This window comes from Mangrovibacterium diazotrophicum (genome assembly GCF_003610535.1).
Taxonomy (GTDB): domain Bacteria; phylum Bacteroidota; class Bacteroidia; order Bacteroidales; family Prolixibacteraceae; genus Mangrovibacterium; species Mangrovibacterium diazotrophicum.
Genome location: NZ_RAPN01000001.1, coordinates 1,045,427 through 1,070,090 on the forward strand (window position 1 = coordinate 1,045,427; position 24,664 = coordinate 1,070,090).

At 44.0% G+C, this 24,664-nt stretch carries 21 protein-coding genes; 14 read left to right on the forward strand and 7 right to left on the reverse strand.

Annotation, left to right across the window (positions count from 1 at the left end; all coding sequences use genetic code 11):
- The first annotated feature begins 126 nt into the window (after positions 1-126).
- The 8 genes from BC643_RS04220 (at position 127) to BC643_RS04255 (ending at position 8,080) form a co-directional block, all read left to right on the forward strand.
- Positions 127-1,032: an OmpA family protein gene (locus BC643_RS04220; protein WP_120271912.1), complete on the forward strand. Its 906-nt coding sequence runs from the start codon at positions 127-129 to the stop codon at positions 1,030-1,032.
- 501 nt (positions 1,033-1,533) lie between these two features.
- Positions 1,534-2,700 carry a PAS domain-containing sensor histidine kinase gene (locus BC643_RS04225; RefSeq protein ID WP_120271913.1) on the forward strand — a complete coding sequence of 389 codons (1,167 nt, stop codon included), beginning with the start codon at positions 1,534-1,536 and terminating at the stop codon, positions 2,698-2,700.
- A 146-nt stretch (positions 2,701-2,846) separates the two neighbouring features.
- Positions 2,847-3,326 (forward strand): nuclear transport factor 2 family protein, encoded by a 480-nt coding sequence (locus BC643_RS04230; RefSeq protein ID WP_147377139.1) that lies wholly within the window; start codon positions 2,847-2,849, stop codon positions 3,324-3,326.
- A gap of 107 nt (positions 3,327-3,433) precedes the next feature.
- The gene (locus BC643_RS04235; protein WP_120274137.1) at positions 3,434-4,402 is read left to right on the forward strand and encodes a family 43 glycosylhydrolase; all 969 of its coding nucleotides are present in this window, start codon (positions 3,434-3,436) and stop codon (positions 4,400-4,402) included.
- A gap of 147 nt (positions 4,403-4,549) precedes the next feature.
- Positions 4,550-5,800: a hypothetical protein gene (locus BC643_RS04240; protein WP_147377140.1), complete on the forward strand. Its 1,251-nt coding sequence runs from the start codon at positions 4,550-4,552 to the stop codon at positions 5,798-5,800.
- A gap of 46 nt (positions 5,801-5,846) precedes the next feature.
- Positions 5,847-6,191, forward strand: coding sequence for a diacylglycerol kinase family protein (locus BC643_RS04245; RefSeq protein ID WP_211337980.1), 345 nt, complete (start codon positions 5,847-5,849; stop codon positions 6,189-6,191).
- A gap of 102 nt (positions 6,192-6,293) precedes the next feature.
- Complete coding sequence (locus BC643_RS04250; RefSeq protein ID WP_120271917.1) at positions 6,294-6,854, forward strand: GNAT family N-acetyltransferase; 561 nt, start codon at positions 6,294-6,296, stop codon at positions 6,852-6,854.
- A 98-nt stretch (positions 6,855-6,952) separates the two neighbouring features.
- On the forward strand, positions 6,953-8,080 hold the full coding sequence (locus BC643_RS04255) for a TlpA family protein disulfide reductase (RefSeq protein WP_120271918.1): 1,128 nt from the start codon (positions 6,953-6,955) through the stop codon (positions 8,078-8,080).
- 68 nt (positions 8,081-8,148) lie between these two features.
- Here the strand turns inward: BC643_RS04255 and BC643_RS04260 are convergent, their stop codons facing one another.
- The 5 genes from BC643_RS04260 to proS form a co-directional block, all read right to left on the reverse strand.
- Complete coding sequence (locus BC643_RS04260) at positions 8,149-9,255, reverse strand: OmpA family protein (protein ID WP_120271919.1); 1,107 nt, start codon at positions 9,253-9,255, stop codon at positions 8,149-8,151.
- A gap of 354 nt (positions 9,256-9,609) precedes the next feature.
- Positions 9,610-10,932: a tRNA lysidine(34) synthetase TilS gene (gene tilS / locus BC643_RS04265; protein WP_120271920.1), complete on the reverse strand. Its 1,323-nt coding sequence runs from the start codon at positions 10,930-10,932 to the stop codon at positions 9,610-9,612.
- A gap of 6 nt (positions 10,933-10,938) precedes the next feature.
- Positions 10,939-12,156 (reverse strand): peptidase T, encoded by a 1,218-nt coding sequence (gene pepT / locus BC643_RS04270; protein ID WP_120271921.1) that lies wholly within the window; start codon positions 12,154-12,156, stop codon positions 10,939-10,941.
- Between the two features lies 1 nt (position 12,157).
- Positions 12,158-12,844 carry a hypothetical protein gene (locus BC643_RS04275; RefSeq protein WP_120271922.1) on the reverse strand — a complete coding sequence of 229 codons (687 nt, stop codon included), beginning with the start codon at positions 12,842-12,844 and terminating at the stop codon, positions 12,158-12,160.
- Between the two features lie 71 nt (positions 12,845-12,915).
- Positions 12,916-14,391, reverse strand: coding sequence for a proline--tRNA ligase (proS, locus tag BC643_RS04280; RefSeq protein ID WP_120271923.1), 1,476 nt, complete (start codon positions 14,389-14,391; stop codon positions 12,916-12,918).
- 98 nt (positions 14,392-14,489) lie between these two features.
- Between proS and BC643_RS23290 the strand changes: the two genes are divergently transcribed.
- From BC643_RS23290 to nagB, 6 genes are all read left to right on the forward strand, one after another.
- Positions 14,490-15,959: a hypothetical protein gene (locus BC643_RS23290; RefSeq protein ID WP_147377141.1), complete on the forward strand. Its 1,470-nt coding sequence runs from the start codon at positions 14,490-14,492 to the stop codon at positions 15,957-15,959.
- Positions 15,960-16,017: 58 nt separating this feature from the next.
- The gene (locus BC643_RS04290; RefSeq protein ID WP_120271925.1) at positions 16,018-17,595 is read left to right on the forward strand and encodes an OmpP1/FadL family transporter; all 1,578 of its coding nucleotides are present in this window, start codon (positions 16,018-16,020) and stop codon (positions 17,593-17,595) included.
- 153 nt (positions 17,596-17,748) lie between these two features.
- The gene (locus BC643_RS04295; RefSeq protein WP_120271926.1) at positions 17,749-18,024 is read left to right on the forward strand and encodes a hypothetical protein; all 276 of its coding nucleotides are present in this window, start codon (positions 17,749-17,751) and stop codon (positions 18,022-18,024) included.
- An 18-nt stretch (positions 18,025-18,042) separates the two neighbouring features.
- The gene (locus BC643_RS04300; protein WP_120271927.1) at positions 18,043-18,756 is read left to right on the forward strand and encodes a class I SAM-dependent methyltransferase; all 714 of its coding nucleotides are present in this window, start codon (positions 18,043-18,045) and stop codon (positions 18,754-18,756) included.
- Positions 18,757-18,758: 2 nt separating this feature from the next.
- A complete protein-coding gene (locus BC643_RS04305; protein WP_120271928.1) occupies positions 18,759-20,774 on the forward strand; it encodes a DUF4954 family protein in 2,016 nt (671 codons plus the stop codon).
- Positions 20,771-21,598, forward strand: coding sequence for a glucosamine-6-phosphate deaminase (nagB, locus tag BC643_RS04310; RefSeq protein ID WP_120271929.1), 828 nt, complete (start codon positions 20,771-20,773; stop codon positions 21,596-21,598). Before BC643_RS04305 ends, nagB begins: the two co-directional genes overlap by 4 nt.
- A gap of 156 nt (positions 21,599-21,754) precedes the next feature.
- Here the strand turns inward: nagB and BC643_RS04315 are convergent, their stop codons facing one another.
- Together BC643_RS04315 and BC643_RS04320 are read right to left on the reverse strand one after the other, a co-directional pair.
- The gene (locus tag BC643_RS04315) at positions 21,755-21,973 is read right to left on the reverse strand and encodes a Nif11-like leader peptide family natural product precursor (RefSeq protein ID WP_120271930.1); all 219 of its coding nucleotides are present in this window, start codon (positions 21,971-21,973) and stop codon (positions 21,755-21,757) included.
- A gap of 367 nt (positions 21,974-22,340) precedes the next feature.
- On the reverse strand, positions 22,341-24,608 hold the full coding sequence (locus BC643_RS04320) for a two-component regulator propeller domain-containing protein (RefSeq protein ID WP_120271931.1): 2,268 nt from the start codon (positions 24,606-24,608) through the stop codon (positions 22,341-22,343).
- Between the last annotated feature and the right edge of the window lie 56 nt (positions 24,609-24,664).

A 24,664-nucleotide genomic window follows, 5' to 3' on the forward strand; every position in this document is an offset into this window, starting at 1 on the left:
TCGCTGATCTGTGTGAATCTTTGTTTTCTCAAATCTTGGAATAAAAATTGATAAGAAAACTTCCGAAAAAAATAAAGAACTCAACATCAAATCAATCGTACAGATAAAAATTCTAACATATTGCGAATGAAAACAAAACAAGTACTCCTGCTAATTTGCGCTGTTGCTTTGGGCGCTGCTTCGTGTAAACCTTTCTACAAATGTGGGGAAACCAAACCCGACAACCAGTATTTCTTATCCAAGCGGGTGATGCTGTTGCTCGACGAACGCGATGACCTTTGTGTGACCGTAGAAATGAGGGAAAACGAAATTGCGAAACTGAATGACGACATCCAGGTGCTGAACAAGGATATCAGCGATTTGGAAACTTCGTTGGATGACGTTGACAAAAAATACAATGCGCTGATGGGTGAAAAACTCTCCCAATCAGAACAATTCAACCTGGCTCTTCAACAGAAAACAAAAGAGTTGAATGAAAAAGAGCGTCTTTTGGAGGAACGCGAAAAGGCACTGAACGATCTCCGCAGCGTCATCGCACGCCAGGACTCAGTTACCCAACGTCTGAACGACCTCATCCGAAATGCACTGTTGAGCTTCCCTTCCGACGAATTATCGGTTGAGATTAAAAATGGCAAAGTCTATGTTTCGATGTCCGACAAGTTGCTCTTTAAGTCAGGAAGCGCTGCGGTAGAAGCCAAAGGGAAGGAAGCAATTAAAATGCTGGCCGGTGTTCTGGATAAAAACCGCGATATCGATATCCTGGTTGAAGGACACACCGACAGCATCCCTATTCACACTGCAGTTTATCGTGACAACTGGGATCTGAGTGTTGCGCGGGCTACATCGATTGTACGAATCCTGACGAACGAATACAAGATCGCTCCTACCCGCCTAACTGCATCCGGGAAAGGTGAATTTTCACCGAAAGCCAGCAACTCAACGCCCGAAGGACGGGCCTTGAACCGTCGAACCGAAATCGTTCTTTCGCCCAAACTGGAAGAAATTATGCAACTGCTGAAAATGGACAAATAATACAAATATCACTGCTAAAAAACGCAGATCCGTCTACTTCGAATAGATTGGGTCTGCGTTTTTTTATTTCCGGTCACGGTCGGTAATTCCGATTTTTAGTCTCCGTTAGAACAACTCAAGTGCGCTACTTGTATGACCAATATATCGACTAAAAAACTTCGATAATCAGACAAATTGTTTGGTTCAAATGTTGTAAATTGCCTCTAAACAGGACAAAATTACGCTCTCAATTAACGTTTAATGTATGAACTATCTGCCTAAATTAGGGGAACCAATCTTCCATGTTCCCGCGGTAACCATTTTACTTACAGCGATCGAGAACCAAACACAATTCACCGGAAAATTTAGAATTTGCCATAGTCATTTTTCCTACTGCCAGATTTAGGTCAAGTGAATAGCCCTACAGCAAAAACTTGACCGGAGACCAAACTAAACATTCAACATTACGGGAAAAGGCGATGCAACCTATGCTATCGCCAGATCGATATTTGAAAATGAACTATGGATAAAAATTTAACATTTGAAAGCCTGCAAAACCGGGTAAAAGAGCTGGAACAGGAATTAAAAATCAGATCGGAACTTTTAGATAAATCCATCGATATTATTTGGAAACTGGACTTAAAACTTCGTTTTACTTTCGTCAGTCCCTCCGTCTTCGAGACTTTCGGATATACACAGGACGAATGGATCGGAAGCACCCTATCGTCACATGCCAGTCCTTCAGAGTTTATTCGGATGTCTCAAAAAGCACTTGATTCGATTACCTATTACAGTGAAGATACTCCATTCGAGATGTTTGAAGCGGTTATGCTACGCAAAGACGGAACCCCCATTGATGTCGAAGTCGCTGCGAAACTCGTATTCGACACTAACGGACTTCCCAAAGAACTTATTGGAAGTACTCGAGATATCACGCAACGCAAAAAAGCAGAACGGGAACTGCGGGAAAAAACCGACCAATTAAAAGCCAGCAATGCAGCCAAGGACAAATTCTTTTCGATCGTGGCGCATGATCTTAAAAACCCATTCAGCGCACTAATTGGGTTTAGTAGTCTTTTGCAGGAAGAAGTTGAACACGTCGAGAACGAGAATATAGTGCAGTTCTCATCAATCATTAACAACACATTGCTACGAACATTTGATTATCTGAATAACTTGCTGGAATGGTCGCGCTTACAGCTCTCGCAAATCGATCTCTACCGCTCCACCTTCAATTTGTACAAACTGGTTCATTCAACGGTGGAAATGCTCTTCATTCAGGCACAAACCAAAAACCTGACCATCAGAATATCTATTCCGGAATACACTGAGATGTATGCTGATCGCAAAATGATCCAAACCGTACTAATGAATTTAATTTCCAACGCTATAAAATACAGCCATAAAAGAAGTGAAATAAAAATTGAAGTAGACTCAGACGACGAGGGCGTTTCCGTTTATGTGAAAGACAAGGGAATAGGCCTTTCGCCCAGGATGCAGGAAAACATGTTCAATATTGAAAAATCGGTCAGCACTCCGGGAACTGAGGCAGAAACCGGCACCGGCCTGGGATTGATCCTTTGTAAAGAGTTTATTGCGAAAAACGAAGGCTCGATCGGCGTTGAAAGTATGGAAGGCAAAGGATCTACATTCTGGTTTAAAATTCCACATAAAACAAAACAGGGGTAACATTAAAAAAATAACGGTCGCCCAAACATTGGGGTAATTTGTGTAAATTGCAAAAAATCAAAACCTTGACAAGTCGTTTTCTTCATTGCTCAATAAACATTTGGTTGCAAACGACGCATGCAATAAATCAACTAAACCCAAATATCATGAAAAACCGAAGCGCCATTTTGATTTCCTTCTTCCTCATTCTCAGTGTGGCAATTCCTGCCAGTGCGCAATCACTAACCGCACCAGAAGAATCCACGATTATTCGAGAAATAGACGCGAACTTTGCCCGGATGCTGGCTTACGGAGAAAAGTTAGACTACGATAAACTAAGTTCCGGAGTTGATGACAGTCGTGAGGCTGGATTTATCACCAATGGCAACTTTTATGCACAATATGCCACCTTGATAGCCAATATGAAAACCGCGGCGAAAGGTATCGACCGGCAGGTATTTTCAATCAGAGAGAAAAAAATAACCCCACTTTCAGACCGGCTGGCTTTGATGACCGTTAGCGGCTCAGCTACTATTTACCTGGCTGACGGGCGCGAGTTACCGGTGAATTTTCTTTGGTCATTTGTGTATGAAAAAGCCGGCGACGAGTGGAAAGTTATTCATTCACACCAGTCAAGTCGCAATTAAAAAAATCGATTAAGACAGAATCGTTCATTAAACCTATTCTGTTTCAAATCACCGATTGCCCTTTGCATGTTTAATTGTCTAAATTCGGAAAACAAAAAAAAACAAATATGAAACGACTCAAAACACTACTAACGATTTGTATCACGATCACCACCATGGCTGTTTTCGCTCAAAATCCGTTGGATTTTGGCAGCAATATTCGCACAGCCGATCCATCGGCCCATGTGTGGAATGACGGACGTTTATACATCTACGCATCGCACGACATTGAATGTCAGGAAGATTTCTGGATGAAGGATTGGCACATTTTCTCGACTGACGACCTCATCCACTGGACAGATCACGGACCGTGCCTTTCGGTTGATGATTTGTCTTGGGCCGACAACTTTGCCTGGGCTCCTGACTGTGCCTATAAAAATGGCAAATACTACTTTTGTTTTCCGGCAGGAACAGGCTTCAAGGATCGGGTAAACCCGAAAAACAGCACCAAATGGATGGGGATTGGCATTGCCGTTAGTAACTCGCCAACAGGTCCGTTCAAAGATGCCATCGGTGCTCCACTCTGGAGAGAACCCTATGCGAATGATCCCTGTATTTTTGTAGATGACGACGGGACCGGTTACATCTACTTCAACGGAGGTGGCGACTACATGGTAGCAGTATTGAATGATGATTTTCTGAGCGTGAAAGGCGAACTGAAAACAATGGACATGGGCGGCTACAAACCGAAACGGGAAGGCCCCTGGGTATTCAAACGAAACAATCTGTACTACTATACCATGCCTGAAGATAACCGGGTACTCACCTACTACACTTCCAACACTCCATTGGGTCCATGGAAATACCACGGAGTAATTATGGAGGACGAGCACGAAAGCAACAACCACCATTCCATTGTCGAATACAATGGTCAGTGGCTCCTTTTTTATCACCGCTGGATTGATACAGGGGATGCCTGTCCAAACCGTAAACGACAACGCGAAATTTGCGCTGAGTACCTCTATTTCAACGAGGATGGCACTATTCAACCTGTAAAACGAACAGCTGAAGGATTAGCTCTAAAACCGAAACAATAAATACCAGAACGCCCCTCTGAAATTCGAAAGCGGGGCGTTCTCAATTATCAACATTTTGAAAACTGCCGTTGTATAGCCAATCCCTTTGTCGTAACTTGATCGTGCTTTTAATGTGCGCTGTAAGAGGCTGACGATAAACAAACAGCTATGCACAAAGGATTAATTACATTAATTGCTTTTTGTTGCCTATGTCAGGCAGCAGTTGCACAGGAAAGATTATTTAAAGTCCACTCCCCTGATTCTGTCAACGGAGAACCGCGGATCAATGCCTGGATCGGTGTGAACATGAAAATGAATGGCTACTATAACATTCGCGGCGGTTTGCAAGACTACGACACCTTTAAACTGGATCGCATAAATGTTTTCGACGACGACAACCGTCAAAACCTGGCCATCGATTTATACCAAACACAAATTCGATTCAGCACAACTTACATTCATCCTGAATGGGGTAAAATTCAAGCCTTTGTTGAATCGGACTTTTGGGGCGAGAACGGGCAAATGCGCCTCCGTAAAGCTTACATTATTTTCCGCCATTGGCAGTTTGGCCAGGATTACGAAGCTTTTGGCGATCAGGAACTCTGGCCCAATGTACTGGACTCTGATGGCCCTCCTTCCGGGATTTGGGTACGCGTTCCGTTCATCAAATATTTTAATGAGCTGAAAAATCCAAAATGGCGATATGAAATCGCTCTGCAGGCGCCCATTGTCGACTATCGGGAGTTTCCCGATCTGGCGACAACGATCGAGTACAACTATCCAACACTTCCGGAATTTGCAGCTGCCATGAGATACGCCCTCAACAAGGGCCATTTGCGCCTATCCGGGATTCTCCGTGCAATTAACTACCTCGAAAACGGTGATGAAAATAAGTTGATGGGCTACGGCGGAGCTTTCTCCGGCTTGCTGGGCAACTCGGGCGAATCCAATTGGCAGTTTCAATACGCTGCCGGTAAAGGTATTTCGGCCTATTTGGTTGCTCATGGAGGAGCCGGCTACGATGCCTTTCCCGCTGCAGATGGGTTTCAAACAACTTTTGCACATGGTGGGTGGGCTGCTTACGAGTATTATCTGTCAAAACAGGTTCACTTCAATGCCGTTTGGGGTCTCACCCAACTTAAAATGACAGACATCACCGAGTTCACGATTAACGACTTGGAGACTAATACACAAATCTCAATCAAAAACGGAAATGCTTCTGTCTTTCACAAATACCTGATCGTAAACGCCCTTTGGGATCCGTACCCCAATTTTACAGTCGGCATCGAACTCGATTTGGGCAACAAGCGCATCAAAACTAACGGAACTGAAACAATCGGCACAGAAGATGTCGCGTTTAAGAATGACAATGATCGATCAGCCTCCCGAATTAGCTTCGGATTTATGTTCAGTTTTTAAAAAAGATGGCATGAAAGAGAAAGTCCCCTTTTCGCTCAAACACAGAATGAGAGCTTTTAAGTATGCCCTCAACGGGTTAAAGATATTAATCGGGGAAGAACACAACGCCCGCATTCATCTGTCAGTAACCGTCGTGGTTATTCTCGCTGCTATTGCCTTGAGAGTTTCGTCTGGCGAGTGGCTGGCACTGATCCTGGTTATCGCACTTGTTTTCTCCCTCGAAGCAATCAACAGTGCTTTGGAGAACCTCTGCAATTTTGTGCAACCGGATCTCCACGAAAGCATCAAACGAATCAAAGATCTTTCGGCAGGTGCCGTGTTTATAGCTGCCGCTGCGGCTGTAGCCGTCGGCCTCATCATATTCGTTCCGAAAGTGATTGAGCATCTCTGAATATTACAAAAAAATCCAGGAAAGTCTTCAATCCTACATTGTTGCTGAATTTTACGTAATTTGCCTTCTTTAATCCAATATCCGCAAGACCTTTAAATTGAAATGAGAGAAACACTTCTACTTACGGTGAGAACCGAGCGATTATCATTGATTGAAGTATCGCCGGACGATCTCGAAGCCATTCACCAATTACATTCTATTCCCGAGGTTGACGAATTCAACACACTCGGCCTACCCAACTCGATTGCCGATACTGCGCAATTGATGAAACCGGTGTTTGAAGCCCAGTTGAAAGTTTCCAGAACTTCGTATACCTGGAAAATCATGCTAAACGAAACGAATCAATTTATCGGTCTAGCCGGATTTATCCTCTCGAATGACAAGTTCAGGCTGGGCGAAATCTACTACAAACTCAATCCCGCCTTTTGGGGTAACGGTTACGCAACCGAGGTCGCCAAACGCTTGATAAAACTGGGCTTCGAAGATTTCAACTTACATAAGGTTGAAGCCGGAGTTGCAACTGAAAACAGCAAATCAATCCGGGTGTTGGAGAAATCGGGAATGACAAGGGAAGGCCTGCGCCGCAAGATTCTCCCGATTCGTGGCCAATGGATCGACAACTTCCACTACGCCATCGTAGAAGATGACCCGCGCGATTATTAGCAAGATTATTCTAAACTTAACAGAATAATTCTGCAGAATTATCGTTTTCTTCGGAAAGCTACTATTTTAGTTCCCGAAATGCGTAAACGAAATTGCTGATGCCAACGATCCGTCTATTCATATTTCTCCTGCTCATTGGGATTCGTTTTCCAAGCCAGGCAGCCGACTTTCCGCTTACGATCGCCGAAATCTATTCTCCCAATACCATCACGGATTTCAATCAACAAAAGCTCATTTTAATCGACTTTTGGGCGACCTGGTGTGCACCGTGCCGGCCCGCGACCGAGCAACTGGAAGTTCTGCAGCAGCAAGTTGCCGAGCAGGTTTTTATGGTTTCGGTAACCGATGAAAGTCGATCTAAGGTTGAAGCCCATCTGGCCAAACATCCCATCCAACTCATGGTGATGCGCGATTACAACGGTAATCTTATTCGGCAGTTCAATGTTCGGCAATGGCCTTACGCTGTGCTTTTAACGACCGACGGAAAGCTGGTTTGGGAAGGACATCCGGCTAATTTATCCTATGCGGCAATCCAAAATTTTGCGCGCAAGTACCAATCGGAACCAAATCGCAAAATCGCCGATATTTTTTTACAGGTTGAACAGGCCAACTTGCCAATGACTGCAGCACCGGAGATTAGCCCCATATCTTTGTCGGTATCGCAAATACACGGCCCGGCTTCACAATTTTTGAAAAACGACCAATTGGTGCATTACCGCGGTTCTGTGGCTGATTTGGTTGCAAAACTTTACCGGGTACCGCGACAGCAAATCATTCCCAACCAATGGGCAAACACCTATCTCGACCTGCAAAGTCCAAGCAATTTATGGGAAGCTGAACCAGATTCACTGATTCGATACGTTAGCAAACGATTCAATTTGAAGATTTCGGCATCGAGCGCGCCCGAGGATGTTTACCTGCTGGAAATAGCAAATCCCTCGAAACTTTGGAACACCGATCAGTTTAGTTGGGGCAACGGCGCCTCTTCCAATTACCTGATCGGAGAAGACCGGGTGAAAGCCGACAACCTGACCATTTCGGAAATCTGTGTTCTTTTGAGTAACGAGAAACAACAACTGTTTCAGTACGAAGGAACTGAAGTCGCCCCACACGACTGGGATTTTCATTTTCAATACAATGAATTTATGAAGGAAGAATTGCTCGATGAATTCGGAATCAGTATTCGTCCGGTGCGAAAAGAAGTGACTCTGTTCAACCTGAACTAAGCCCAAAGGCACAAAAAAAGAGGTAGTTGTTTAAATCAACCACCTCTATTACATCTATATAATCCTGCTTATCGAATGATTCGGAATTCAGTCCGACGGTTTTGTTGGTGTTCCTCTTCGGTACAATCTACGCCGTTGGCGCAACGGTTAACCAAACGAGTTTCGCCATAACCTTTGGCAACCAACCGGCTGCGGTTAATACCACGACTAACCAAATAGTTTACAACCGACTGTGCACGTTGTTGCGACAAAGCCATGTTGTAATCGTCGTCTCCGCGCGAGTCGGTGTGCGACATGATTTCAACCCGGATATTCGGTTTTTCAGTCATCAGGCTAAGCAAGTGCTCGTCGATAATTTTTTTGGAATCTTCTGTCAATCGAGCGCTGGCCAATTCGTAATAAATAGGCAGCAAATTGGGTGTTCCTGACACCAGGTTACAATCAACTTCTTCCCAAACGGTCATACCACCTTTTTTAACCAAAACTGTTTTGGTGATGGTTTTGGTAACAGCCGGAACGACTTCGCTCTCAGTACGGGCAGGTTGGTCAACAACCTGACGTTTGATGGTGGCATATTCTGCAGGGATTTCGACTTCTTCGACCCGAGCCGGCGTTTTAACCACCTGTTTTTTATAGGTTGCCGGGACTTCAGCAACGGGGACGGGGGTGGTCGTCGCGTCTGAAGTCAATGTTTGAAAAGGAACGACCTGGTTTTTAGCCGGGTATTCCACAAAACAGGCAACCATACAATCTTCCTTGTTAGCGGAAGGACAATCTTCTAACTCGGTATACTCCCAACGACCAATTTTGGGATAGGTTTCAATGACCTTGCTATCATTCCCGAATACAGCCGGCACAACTTCCAAATTCGTTGCCTTTTCCTTTTTCACATAAGGAACCTCAACTGTTTCATAAACGGCCGGTACATAAACCAACTTTTTCGAAGCTTCTTTCACCAAAACTCGCTCCTCTACTGTTTTAAACGTTGCCGGATAAGTCACCAACTTTTTGTACTCAGGCGACACAACCACCGTTTCTGTTACATCTTCAAATTCGTCTGGAGTGATACATTTGATGTAGCACTTGCCGGGCTCGGCATCGGGGGGCAACTCCTGCGCAAATGTCTGCACCGCAAACAGACAAGCAGAGGCCATTAATAAATAAACCTTTTTCATAGCGTAATAATTAGATTAATACTAAGCTGAACCAGAAGGGTTCACCTGTTATCGAATGCAATTTCCTTATCAAGTTACAAGCATTTACAAATCAAAACATTATGATGATTGTTAAGACATTATTAACACTCATTTGATTTGATTAACATTTAGATAACATTGACCCTGCTGTAAGAATACCGAAAACAAATGCCGAAATACCTGAAAACTGACTGACGTTCCGGAAAATCCAAAACCGCAGTTAATACAGAAGAAACAAATACGCGTATAAAATTAACATTCAACCTGTTAACAGAAGATGAAATAGTTCTGACTGAAGGAGAAAAAAAAGAGTAAAAAATCGGGTGTTTGCCGCTAACCTAAAGAGATGTGGAAAACCTGTTGTGTGTCGCGGGTAATTTTAAAGCGGTCATCAATGCGGCGCCCAAGAACCCAAACCACTTTTTTACCGCTGTAAAGAATCCAGGCGGACTCTTTTTCGGGGATTGAAAGTTTCACGTCGATGAAGAAGTCGCTCAGTTTTTTCATGCCGCTCATGCCCAGCGGAACAAAGTATTCGCCTTGCTCCCACTTCTTCAAAATCAATGGGAATTGCAGTTTGCCAAAATCAAGATCGGCAACCATCGGATTGGTCGAAAATCGAAATGCCGGACTTTTCGCGATTGTTTCAAATTGCATTGAAACGGGCTCATTCATCGACTTACAATCTTCGTCGATATAATAACGTTGCGCCTTGGGTAAATCCAACTTTGTTATCAGCAATTCTGTCCGATCTTTTACCAGCCGGTGTGTTTTGCTGAAAAAGTTTTTCCCCGTTTCACCATCCAGCGCGCCGGCTATTTCCTGCACCTGTTCTGCATTAAAACCGTATGGATGCAGCAATTCAAACAACAAGCTCTGTTGGGGTTGAAGGGCTTTCAACTGCCCGATATTTAAACGGCAAATCCCCTCGCCTTCCACTTTCAAACCGGTAAAAATTCCGTTGAGCTGCTGCTGGTAAACTGCTGCTGTTTCTTTTAAAATTGAAGCTGTTTTGGCCGCGTTTTTCCGAAAGGCAGGATTGATTGATTCGAAGAGCGGAATAATCTGATGACGAATGATATTGCGCTGATAAATCAGCTCATCGTTACTGGAATCGTGTTTATACGGGAGTTTGCTGCTCTCGGCATAAGCCAGGATTTCCTCGCGCGAAGCAAACAACAATGGCCTAACCACAAAACCGTTTTTAGCCTGAATGCCGCTTAAACCGCGAATTCCGGTACCGCGACTCAGGTTGATGAGCATCGTCTCAATCAGGTCGTCGCGATGATGTGCTGTAACAAGATAATCGAAGTTCAACTGCTGCCGAAGTTCCTCGAACCAATTGTAGCGAAGCTCCCGGGCCGCCATCTCAATCGAAATACCTTCGAGCTGAGCATATTCACGGGTATCAAATTGATTCACGAACAGCTCAATTCCCTGCTCTCCACAATAATCCCGGATGAAAACCTCCTCGCCGTCCGACTCGGCCCCGCGCAACTTGAAGTTGCAATGAGCGACACAAAACTCGTAATTGCATTGCTGAAAAAGCTTCAACAAAACCATCGAGTCGGCACCACCGCTGACTGCCAGAACGAGTTTGTCGGTTTCGGCAAAAAGATTTTCATCCCGGATATATGTTTGGAAAGCCTCGAGCATGTATTATCAGCCTACTACTTTTTCTGCGATTTTTACGATCACTTCAACCGCTTTTACCATCGACGCCACCGGCACATATTCGTAAGGCCCATGGAAATTGTGGCCGCCTGCAAAAATGTTCGGACACGGCAAGCCCATGAACGACAAACGAGAACCATCAGTACCTCCGCGAATTGCACGAATGATTGGCTCCACACCAACTTCTTTCATGGCTTCTTCGGCCAGGTCAACGATGTGTTTTACCGGCTCAACTTTTTCGCGCATGTTGTAGTACTGATCTTCCATTTCCAGCGAAACGGTTCCTTCGCCGTACTCGTCGTTCAGGAAGATGCAGGCCTGCGTGATCATCTCTTTGCGCTTATTGAATAACGTGCGATCGTGATCGCGAATGATGTACATCATTTTGGTTTGCTCCACTTTTCCCTCAAATGAAAGCAAGTGGAAGAAACCTTCGTAGTTTGTCGTGTATTCCGGACGTTGTTCCGACGGCAACATGCTGTCGAGTTTGTGAGCAACGTGAATGGCATTGATCATCTTGTTTTTCGCCGCTCCCGGGTGCACGCTGCGTCCCTGAACGGTGATGACCGCCATTGCGGCATTGAAGTTCTCGTATTCCAGTTCGCCCCGTTCGCCGCCATCCAATGTGTAAGCGAATTCAGCACCAAATTTTTCCACATCGAAGTGGTCGGCACCTTTCCCAATTTCTTCGTCCGGAGTGAAACAAACCCGAATTTTACCGTGCTTGATCTCCGGATGTTGGATCAGGTATTCCATTGCCGACACGATTTCGGTTACACCCGCTTTGTCGTCGGCACCAAGCAGGGTGCTTCCGTCGGTAGTGATGATTTCTTCGCCGATGTAATTTAATAAGTCAGGAAACTGCTCCGGAGACAGCGAAACCTTGTCGTTCAATTTGATGGTGCCTCCATCGTATTTACGAATGATCGGATTCACATTTTCGCCCGAGAAATCGGGGCTTGTATCTACGTGAGCAACAAAACCTACAACCGGTGCTTTTTCGTCAGTCGTAGCAGGCACGGTAGCCATCACGTACCCAAATTCGTCCTTTTCAACATCACTCAGCCCGATCTGTTTCAGTTCTTCAACCAGCTTGTCCATAAAAACTAGCTGACGCGCTGTACTCGGAAAGGTTTTACTTGTTGGATCGGATGTGGTGTACTCTTTCGCGTATCCAATGAAACGCTTAACAATTGTCTCCTTCATATTAAATATCGTCTGAATTAAATTTAAAACCGACCCGCTTGCCGGTTTTCATTTTTGCATGGAAAATTTCTTCCTTCATCTGCTCAACCGAAGCAATTTTTACCTGGTCATAAGGTGGAACCAACAAATCGAACTCAATCGCATATTTGATTGAAGTATCCAAAATCTGCTTGATGTTTTCCTTCGACATGATGTCGTTTTTAAAATCCTTAACCAGTTCGCCCGATTGTCGTTTTCCTTCAACAAAGAAATGACTCTCGCGGTTGATAAAAATCCGGGCAATCAGATAGCCCAGATCCTGCATCCGGTTGTATTTAAATGAATCAGAAAGAAAATTATAGATGTTGATAATACCGCAATATGAATTCAGGGGTTCTTCTTTCACATAGTCCGTCTTCCAAACCGGGTGCTCCCGGTTGAACACAAAAACATTGGAGTGCATACTGAACAGCAACATGTCGGCCGCCAGCCGGAACTCAGCTTCGAAAGGCCCCTTTTCGTGAAAAGTCGGTAATGCTTCATCGATGACTTTGCCCTTTAGTTTGGCCGAATATTCTTCAACCAACTCGCGAAGCGCTTCTTTTAATAAATTAAATGCTTCGAGCGTGTTTTTATAAACTGCTTGCTTGACATTGGACTTAATGACAATGGATTCCAGCTGGTTTGGCTTTTCATCGGGAGCATTCATACGCGGTATTTTTGTTAAAAATAAGAAAAGCAGCCAAAATTGACTGCTTTTATATGAATGTAAAAATCATGTTAGTAAGCAATAGCGAACAGCACGCGCTGGCTCGAAGGCTTTCCGCTGTAAATACATTTGCCTTCTTCCTTTTCTCCCTCAAAAGGGATACAACGAATTGTCGCTTTGGTTTCTTCCTTAATTTTTTGCTCAGTTTCCGGTGTACCGTCCCAGTGGGCTAAAACAAAGCCACCTTTGCCTTTCAGCACGTTCTTGAACTCCTCGTAGTTGTCAACTTTCGTAGTGTGCTCGGTGCGGTAATCGAATGCTTTTTTGTAGATATTCGCTTGAATGTCTTCCAACAAATCAGCCACAAACTGATCGATATTTTCCAGTTGAGCAACTTCTTTGGTGAGGGTATCACGACGGGCAACTTCCACGGTCCCGTTTTCCAGGTCACGAGGTCCTACCGCCAAACGTACCGGAACACCTTTCAGCTCATACTCTGCAAATTTCCATCCTGGTTTTTTCGTGTCCGAGTTATCGTATTTCACCGAAATACCGCGAGCTTTCAACTTGGCAACAACTTCATTCACTTTTTCGTTGATTGCACTCAATTGCTCGTCGCTTCTGTAGATTGGCACAATTACCACCTGGTAAGGAGCCAATCTCGGAGGCAATACCAAACCATTATCGTCAGAGTGAGCCATAATCAATGCTCCCATCAAGCGGGTTGAAACCCCCCAGCTGGTTGCCCAAACGTAATCTTCCTTACCCTCGCGGGTAGCAAAACGCACATCGAACGCTTTCGCAAAGTTTTGCCCCAGGAAGTGTGAAGTTCCCGACTGAAGCGCTTTTCCATCCTGCATCAATGCTTCGATGGTATAAGTTTCCAACGCACCTGCAAAACGTTCGTTCTCTGATTTCGCACCTTTAATTACAGGCACAGCCATGAAGTTTTCAGCAAAATCAGCATAAACGTTCACCATACGTTCTGTCTCTTCCAACGCCTCTTCTTTCGTGGCATGCGCGGTGTGTCCTTCTTGCCACAGAAACTCTGCCGTACGCAGGAACAAACGAGTACGCATTTCCCAACGAACAACATTGGCCCATTGGTTACACAAAATAGGTAGGTCACGGTATGACTGAATCCAGTTTTTATAAGTGTTCCAAATAATCGTTTCTGAAGTCGGACGAACAATTAATTCTTCTTCCAGTTTGGCATCCGGGTCAACAACAACACCTTTTCCATCCGGGCTATTTTTTAAGCGATAATGTGTGACTACGGCACACTCTTTGGCAAAGCCTTCAACGTGATCGGCTTCTTTACTGAAAAATGATTTGGGAATGAACAGCGGAAAGTAGGCATTCACGTGCCCGGTTTCCTTGAACATGCGGTCCAGTTCGGCCTGCATTTTTTCCCATATTGCGTATCCGTAAGGTTTGATTACCATGCATCCCCGAACGGCTGAGTTTTCGGCCAAATCTGCCTTCACAACCAGCTCGTTGTACCACTGCGAGTAATTCTCACCTCGAAGAGTTAATTCTTTCGCCATTTCTTTTGATTTGGTATGGTATTTGCTTTATTTGTATTGCTATATCGAGGCTACAAAGTAAATAAAATTTATTCTTAAAAGTTACAGGAGGGATAGTTATGAAAGCAAAAGTTACAATCATCTCGGCATTAGCACTGTTACTGGGTGCTTGTACCACCGGGAACTATGTAACCGATCGGTACGACGATATCTACTTTACTCCCGGAGATGTACCTCCACCGGTCGTTGTTGACCAGGTTCCTGTTGACCAAAGCATGCAGAATTCAAAATCCGCGCCACTTGTGATGCAGGAGCAAAGTACGTCCGAATCCGGAGATCAAAGATACACCAATCATGTGTTTACCACTGAAGATCCAAATGCCGATGTGCACTATTACGACATGTCGGGTATGGAGTTGGTGGAATCCGACACTACCGCTTTGACAGATGATGGAAGTACTAATTATATCATCAATAATTATTACGAAGGTGAAGACCTCGATTTTGCCTATCGCATAAACCGTTTCCACCGATATGGCTACTACTCTCCTTATAGCTGGTATTACGATTCTTACTATTATGACCCGTTCTACTGGGATTACTGGTATTCTCCGGGCTGGAGCTTTAGCATTGGCTGGGGATGGGGTTATCCATATTACGGCTACTGGGGTAGTTCCTGGTACTGGGGCAGTCCCTGGTATTATGGCGGTGGCTACTGGGGTGGCGGCTATTACGGAGGAGGATATTGGGGCGGCGGCTACGGGCCTTCTTATCCGATCTATGACAACGACAGATACAGTTATGGACATCGTCGTTCAAATTACGGCACCGTAAGTGGTGGTCGTTATGACAGTGGAAATTCCGTAGCCAGTGGAAGAAGATCGACTACAACTGTTGGCACATCAACTAGAGGAACCGTGGCCGGTGCTACGGCAACATCCCGAAGATCAGTCGCAGGCACGACCACGCGTACAGCCGCAACAACAACGAAAAGTGCCACAATCATGGATAAAAGAAGAGATTCATCCGGAGAAGGTGTAAGCTCAACCGGAAGAAGAAGTATTTCTTCGACAACGGGAACTTACAGCGGAACCACCAGGTCTACTCAAAGCACAACAACCGGAACTGTTAGAAGTAGCTCTAGCGGTACTTCAAGATACAGCGTTCCGACACAAACAAGACAATACACACCAAGTTACACCAAACCAAGAACGGTAACCAGATCGACATACAATAATAATACCTACAACTCGACACGTTCGTCGTCCTACTCAAAACCATCGTCAACGAGTAGCTCACAAACCAGATCGACTTACCGAAGCACCTACAGCAATGGTACGACCTACCAACGGGGATCAAGCCAGAGCAACACAACCAGAAGCTCGTCAAGCTACAGTACACCGAGCAGAAGTAGCTCGTCAAGTTACAGCACACCGAGCAGTAGCAGTAGCAGTGGCTCTACTTATCGTTCTTCGAGTAGTAGCGGTTCATCCAGCCGGTCATCATACTCTTCCGGTTCATCAGGCAGTAGCTCCAGAAGTTCGGGTAGTAGCAGCGGCTCATCCAGCAGAGGCAGCGGTCGCAGATAAGAAACTGAAAAACGAAAACACAAGCCATAAAATGATTAGCTAATTAATTCAGATAGTTATGAAAAAAATACTTTATACCACACTTATCATTCTGGCCGCTGGATCAACAGTATTTGCACAGAATATGGTAGATGCTTTGCGATTATCTGACGTGAGATTACAGGGAACGGCCCGCGCAACTGCGATGGGAAATGCCTTTGGAGCACTCGGTGGTGACTTTACTTCAGCCAGTATAAACCCCGCCGGCTTGGGCTTATACCGAAGCAATGAATTCGTATTTACAACACAATTTGGCGAAGCTAAATATGATGCCAGTTATTTAGGAGCAAGTGCATCTGACTCGAAATTCAATGTAAGTGTACCCAGTATTGGTTACGTTGTCAACTTCCCGTCTGCATCCAATAGCACCAGTTCGCTGGTTAGCTTTAGCCTGGGACTTGGCTACAACCGGATGAACAACTTCAATGTGAAAAAACTGGTCATGGGCCGTGGTGCAACATCTTCAATGCTTGATCAATTTGTGGTAAATGCAGACGGATCGACGGTCGGCAACCTGGATCCTTTTTATGAAGCACTGGCAGCCTACGATCCCAGTGATGACTACGGCACGGATCTTATTTACTACTATGATAGTGATCCGAATAAAATATACTATCACGACATGTTAGTATATCAGGCAGACGATCCCAGCAACCTGGAAAATTTTGCTCACGACCAACGAAAATCATTTTCACAAAAAGGAAGCGTGGACGAATACACCATATCATTCGCAGCCAACTTCAACCACAAAGTTTACTTAGGTGCAACTATTGGTATTCATGATGTTTATTTTAAAGAAACAACCACTTTAAACGAGTACAACATCGATTACGAAGGCAACAATGACTTTAACCGTTACCTGAATGAATACTCGTTCAACTCATACCTGAGAACAACCGGCTCGGGCTTTAACTTCAAAATTGGTGCGATTTTCAAACCAGTCGACCAATTGAGAATCGGCCTTGCGTTCCATTCTCCCACATTCTATGATTTGCACGACAGCTACGACAACAGCATGTACTCAGATATTGATTACATAACTGATGATGGAAGCTACATCAATTATAAAACGACAGCCTACTCTCCTTACGGTGATTACGACTACCAAATGGAGACACCAATGAAAGGGATTGTCAGTGCAGCCTACGTAATCGGAAAATCAGGATTGATTAGCGTGGATTATGAATACGTAGACTACGGCTCAATGAAATTAAGAGATGGTGGCGATGGCTACGATTTCTACGACGAAAACCAAGATATCAAAGAGGCGTTTAAATCAGTCGGCAACCTGCGAGTTGGCGGTGAATACCGGGTGAATAATTTCTTCAGTTTAAGAGGTGGTTATGAGTATTTCCCAAGTCCGTACAAAAGCGTTGCTTTTGGCACCGATCAAATGAACAGCGATGCAAACACCTCAACTTATTCTGCAGGTTTTGGTCTTAAATCTGGTGGGTTCTTCTTTGATGCTGCTTACAAATACATGACCAGCACAAGCTACATGGAACTTTACCAGGTTCCCGACGGAGTAAGCTCTCCGATGGCCAAGATGGATTACACAAACAACAATATCACATTTACATTAGGGTTTAGATTTTAAACTGGAAAACGCTCCTTAATCGGAGCGTTTTTCGTTTATCGGGTGAAAACGGGTGTTCACACCGTCGTTTATATTTGTTCATAAAAATTTTCAATTTTTAGTTTTTTCTCCAAGGCTTTTGCCGTAACTTGTATACTCGTGAAGGAACTTTTTATGGATCAATTTAAGCATATTGACTACCTGATGTCGCTTGAGATTTTCAGAAAAGCTGAAGTTTTGGGCCGACGTTTAAAGCTGGGGGAGTTTAGGACTTCGTGCTGGCTTCAAAAGGAAAATATTAAATTGGACGATATCAAGTCCGCATCCCGCAACTTTCCCGACCTGCGTATTTTCATTATTGGTGAGGGCGAGTTCGAAGGATTCTACATTTATTCCCAAAAGAAAGAAAGTTGTTTTAAATTTGAGGCGCCAGTATTGAATTACAAATAAGCCCTCATTCTTAAAAACATGCTATCATACGACGCTATTGGACAAGCTGTTCACAACTACCACTTCAAACGTATCGACAAACCTATAACCATTCATTCCGAAGGTTTTGATGAAGATTTCGTAGATCCCTCCTATTTTTTCAGATCATTCAAACAAATGCCGAAGCTGGAGCAAATTGCGCTGCAAAAAGCCAGCGGAACAGTTTTGGATGTTGGTGCATGCGCGGGATGTCATAGTTTGTTTTTACAGCAGAAGGGCGTTGCTGTTACCGCACTGGAACAATCGGCTTTATGCTGCGAAGTTTTAAAAGACAGGGGCGTTGATCAAGTGATTCATGCCGACCTGATGAATTTCAGTTCTCAGAAATTCGACACCCTTCTGCTTTTAATGAATGGCACCGGTATTGCTGGTAGACTCGGGAACTTGAAAACATTTCTGGCACAGCTAAAAAATCTCCTCAATCCAAACGGTCAAATTCTCATTGATTCATCCGACTTAATCTATTTATACATGGATGAAGATGGCGCTGCGGAAATAGACATCAATGCAGAAAACTACTACGGAGAACTCGTTTACCAGGCAGAATATAATGGGATAAAAGGCAGACCTTTTCCCTGGTTGTATATCGACAGTGAGAATCTGGCAGAATATGCAGAAGAAGTCGGTTTAAAGATCGAAAACATCGAATTTGGAGATCATTTTGACTACCTTGCAACCATCAAATTAGCCTAGTTATGAATAAACAACAATACCGTTCGCTCAGCCCGGATGAAATAGAATCCCTGAAAATGCAGGGGTGCGCAGCCGACAATTGGGAGACCATCCGAATTGCAGAGGGGTTTGAGTCCGAACGATTCTTTAACGTTCAGTTCAGCGGGAATGTGCGCATCGGAATCCAGAACCAGAATATTGAACTTTACGGAGGAGTAAAAAAGAAGTGCGGCGTTTATCATGCGCATCTGCATAATTGTATCGTTGGAAACAACGTTTACATCAACCATATCAAAAACTACATTGCCAACTACGAAATTCACGACCATGTAATTATTGACAATTCCGACATCTGTGCCGTAGAAGGCATCAGTCGGTTTGGCAATGGTACCGGGGTCGAAGTCTTAGACGAGACAGGTGGGCGCAAAGTGGTAATTTACGATGAACTTTCTGCGCACCTGGCCTATATCATGGCATTCTACAAACACCGCCGCGACGTGATAGTCAATCTCGACAAGATGATTCAGGATTATTGTCACAAGGTGAAATCCGACATGGGCGTAATCGGTGAGCATTCTCGTATCTTTAACTGTCGCGAAATCCGGAATGTGAAAATCGGCCCTTATACACATATCAACGGAGCCAGTGTACTGCAGAATGGCTCGATCAACTCCAACCATTCGGCACCCGTTTTAGTCGGGCACGATGCTAACCTGAAAAACTTCATCGTTTCTTCCGGTTCTGAAGTATCCGACGGGGCTATCATTGCCAACTGCTTTATTGGACAAGGATGCACGCTTGGCGCCCAATATTCGGCCCAAAACTCACTCTTCTTTGCCAACTGTCAGGGATTTCATGGTGAGGCTTGCGCCGTTTTTGGAGGACCATACACCGTTACCCACCACAAATCGACTTTGCTGATCGCAGGTATGTTTTCGTTTTGCAACGCGGGCAGTGGATCCAACCAAAGTAACCACATGTATAAACTTGGGCCAATCCACCATGGGATTGCTGAGCGGGGCACCAAAACGACCAGCGATTCGTACCTGTTGTGGCCAGCCCGGATAGGCGCTTTCACCCTCGTTATGGGCCGTCATTACAAAAACTCGGATACCTCGGACATGCCCTTCTCCTATCTCATTGAAAACGACGACGAAAGCTGGCTGGTTCCGGGCGTCAACCTGAGAAGCGTGGGAACAATTCGCGACGTGTTGAAATGGCCGAAGCGCGATAAACGCACCGATAAACACAAGTTGGATTACATCAACTTCAACCTGCTAAGTCCGTTCACCATTCAGAAAATGGACCACGCGATCCGGATTTTACACCAAATACAAAAAATATCGGGCGAGACGACAGAAGTATTCTCGTACAACAATACCAAAATTAAGCGCGATGCGCTTCAGCGAGGCCTGAAGCTTTACCACATGGCCATTATGAAGTTTATCGGTAACTCGATCATTACCCGGCTGAACAAAGGCCAGCTGCACTCCCCTCACGAAGTGACTGACTGTTTGCTGCCTACCAGTGCGATTGGCTTGGGGGATTGGATCGATTTATCAGGTTTGATTGCTCCCAAGGAGGAAGTTATCAAACTCATGGAAGCCATCGAACGTCATGAAATTACAACGCTGACTGAGATCGATCAAAAATTTCGGGAGTTTCATGCCAATTACTACGAGTATGAATGGAACTGGACCGTTGAATTCATTCAGAAATACTTGGGCAAACCAATTACCGAGTTCGCGATTGAAGAGATTATCGATATCGTCAAACAATGGCGCGAGAGCGTTGTCGAATTGGATCAAATGCTTTATGACGATGCCCGCAAAGAATTCCGGATTGACGTGATGACCGGCTTTGGGATCGATGGTGACCAGCAGATTAAGCAACGTGACTTTGAAAGCGTTCGGGGACGATTTGAAGAAAATGATTTTGTGAAAGAGATTTTACTGCATATCGAGCGGAAAACAAAACTCGGAGAGCGTGTAATCAATCAATTACAATTAACAACCAAGAAATTAGAAAAGGAAAAATGAGACTGATTATCCAGGAGAATTACGAACAGCTGTCGAAATGGGCAGCCAATTATATTGCACGAAAAATCCAGTTAGCTGCACCAACAGCCGAAAAACCTTTTGTACTTGGACTGCCAACCGGCTCGTCGCCCCTGGGGGTTTACAAAGAACTGATCAAACTGCATCAATGCGGCAAGGTTAGCTTTAAACACGTCATCACCTTCAATATGGACGAATACGTGGGCATTCCGAAAGAACACCCGCAAAGCTACTATACCTTCATGTGGGACAATTTCTTTAGCCATATCGATATTCCGGCTGAAAATGTCAACATTCTGAACGGAAACCCAACGAATCTAAAGGAAGAATGCGCCCGATACGAAGCCAAAATGAAGGAAGTGGGTGGCATCGATTTATTCCTGGGAGGTATCGGTCCAGATGGCCATATTGCCTTCAATGAGCCAGGTTCATCGCTGGCCTCGCGCACACGCGACAAGGAATTGAATTACGATACCATTGTTGCCAACTCGCGTTTCTTCGAAAACGACGTGAATAAAGTGCCCAAATTGGCTCTGACTGTCGGTGTAGCAACCGTAATGGATGCCAAAGAAGTGTTGATCATCGTTAACGGACTAAACAAAGCCCGCGCGCTGAAACATACTGTTGAAGAGGGTGTTAACCACATGTGGACGATCAGTGCCCTGCAGCTACACCCCAAAGGTATGATCGTTTGTGATGAACACGCTACTTACGAGTTGAAGGTGGGAACTTACAAACATTTCAAATCAATAGAAGATGCCAACCTGGATGCCTCAAAACTGTTGGGCAGTGACTTGGTTTGGTAAACTTCACCAGACAAAAAAGCAAAAGCCACAATCGAAAAATTGTGGCTTTTGTTTTAGGCTTTTTCTAAGTTATTGCAGAGGCCTTTCCACTCAATCCAGACGAAGTACCGGAATACTAACTCCAATAAGCAACGCTAAACAGCGAGTGAAATAGTCCTATACCCAAATTCCTTTTTTAGGTGGGTTGCCATACGAATCAAACGAATCACCGTTCTCACGTAAAACCTGCTTCAATTCTTCTACTGTAAACTCAAAACCATCTTCTTTGGCTAGTTCTACAAATTTTTCTTCCGAAAAGGTGTTATCGTATTTTACACGAAATTGTCTGTCGTCGGCACCTTTGTCCAGCAAATCTAAAACGGCTTTTTTTGACATCTTCTTTGAAGTTTAAAAGTTAGTATGATCGCAAATATAGCCATAATTCCATTTTAACAATTATCACTAAAATCAAAATTAATCTACCAATACGTAAATTTAATAACGCTTTTAGCACCACTATACTCACCAAATACAAATATTAAAAACAAATAGATCTCTAAATCCTCTCAGACGACAGCTAACGAAAGTCCGCGAATCAGGAATTTTTCTCATCGGTTATCGCTACCTGAATAAGCTTTTTGCATTTACAAGTTGCCTGGCAAATTATACCTGGGCAACTAAGCCAATACGGATATCACAGCGACACAGATTGCTTGGTAAAAGCCAAAATCTCGTGCCCGATTTCAAACTCGCTGATGGCGTATCATTCTTTCTTTACAACCTTGAATTGATGAACTCCGCTTTCGCCCGATATTTTGAGTAAATAAATACCATTTACGTATTGGGAAATGTCGATTTGCTTTTCCGACCCGCTGACCATTGCTCGGAGCAATTTCTGCCCAGTCAGGGTAAATACTTCCACCCAATCGAGTTGATCACCGGAAATAGTCAGAATTCCTGTAGTTGGATTTGGATAGATACTAAGCTCAGTATTTTCTGGTTCAAGGCTTTGAACTGAATAGTTTATTGTAAGTGTATCATAAGCATTGGTAATTGCAAACGTATAATCTCCAACTTCCAAATCACCGATAACACCATCATTCTTGACAAATTCGGATCCATTTACCGAAAACTGAAATGGTTTCGTGATCCCCTGTGTATCGATTGTAACAGATTGGCTAAGTTGCGCCGATTTAGTTGAACGGACTTCCGCATCAATAACTGGTACCAACTTTGAAACACCATTACTGGTAGACAGCCAGAATATGCCGGTGTCTTCTTCCCTGTAGATTCCTTGAACAACATCACCCACCAGGCCATCATCGGTTGAATAAAGTTTGAAAGTGCTTCCATCGTATTTATACAACCCGACAATTGAAGCAAACCAAAGCAGGTTATTCTTATCCTTATAGCTGTCGAAAAACCATACAGTAGGAGCACCATCCAATAAATCCCATTTTCCATCTTTATAAATCAGCAAGCCCTCCATTGTGGAAGCTATCAGGTTATTGTCTGAGTCCTCGACAAAAGAATAAACAACCAGCTCACTAAAACCTCTAATATCGACGATATCATGCGTGAATTCTACCCCATCCCAATAACTGATGCCACCTCTTGTTCCAAACCAAATTTTATGATTAGAATCCTCGTAAACAGCATCGACGTAATTTGAAAGAAAACCATCTTCGGTGGTGTAATAAGTCCAACTGGTACCATCGTATTTTAGCAAACCATTTAATGTTCCATACCAGAGATTATTTTCATGATCCTCAACAATAGACTGTCCCCATCCAGTAAACATTTCATCTTTTTTATAATCGAAAATTGTCCATCCTGTGGAGTCATACTTGTAAATACCATTTACAGTTGTAAACCAATAATTTCCTCGACTGTCCTGCAGTCCTTTGGAAACCCACTCAACATCATCGCCGTCCGGTGTCTTAAAGAAACTCTCCCATTCATCGCCGTCAAGAATACTTATTCCACCATGCGTACAAAACCAAATTTTCCCCTCAGTATCCTTAAAAACGTCAGATACATCACTATTTATAAGTCCCTCGGTTGTTGTTACCCCCCAAGCTTCTCCATCAAATATCGCATAACCTCTTTCGGAACCACTGTAAACAATGTTGGACGAATCCACGAACAACGACAAATTCTGATTGTCTGCCAGACCGTCGTCCACTGTAAAATATCTCCATCCGGAATCACTATACATAGCTACCCCCTTGGTGTTCGCAAAGAAATAATTTCCATCATGGTCTTCGACTACTGACCGCATAACTCCAACAGAGCCGGATTTACTTGGACTCAATCTTACCCATTTGTCTCCATCAAAAACATATATTTTGGTCAAAGTAAGCGCCCAAACTTTGTTCTCGCTATCGACATAGACATCAACGATCATCTCTGTTGAATTACTTTCCCACGAATTAGCGGAAAACGTTTCTCCATTGTACACCCAAACTCCTTTGTCCGCTGTTCCGATCCAGATATTCCCCAGCCTATCCTGCGCCATACACCGAATATCGTTAGTTGGTAAACCGGTGATTGTTGTGTAAGATTTCCATTTCGAACCGTTAAATTTCGTTATTCCACCCCTAGTCGCAATCCACACATTTCCCAGCGTATCAACCAATAGATCTTCAACTTTGTCATTAATCAGATGATCATTCGTAGAATAATGAGTAAAATTCCCATTTGAATAGACACTAATTCCCGAATAATAACTACCGTAGCCTATCCAGATATTGTTATTATGATCCATTACGATATCACCAACTTCATTGACTCTTAGTCCGTCGCTTGTTGTAAACGATTGCCAACCAGAACTGGATTTGATGCTTATCCCTCCTTCTGTTCCAATCCATAAACGATTTTGGTCATCTTCCATAAAGGTAAAAACCCACTGGCCAGCAAGCCCACTGTCCCCCGTAGTACCTGACTGATAATTAGTCCAGGAATCCTGTGCACCCGCCTTTTGACACATAACAAGACAACACAAAATACTGATAAGCACACTTCTAGTCATGAGATAAGTTTTATTCTATTTTTAATTCATTCCGCCACTTCGCTCCCAAACCAGAC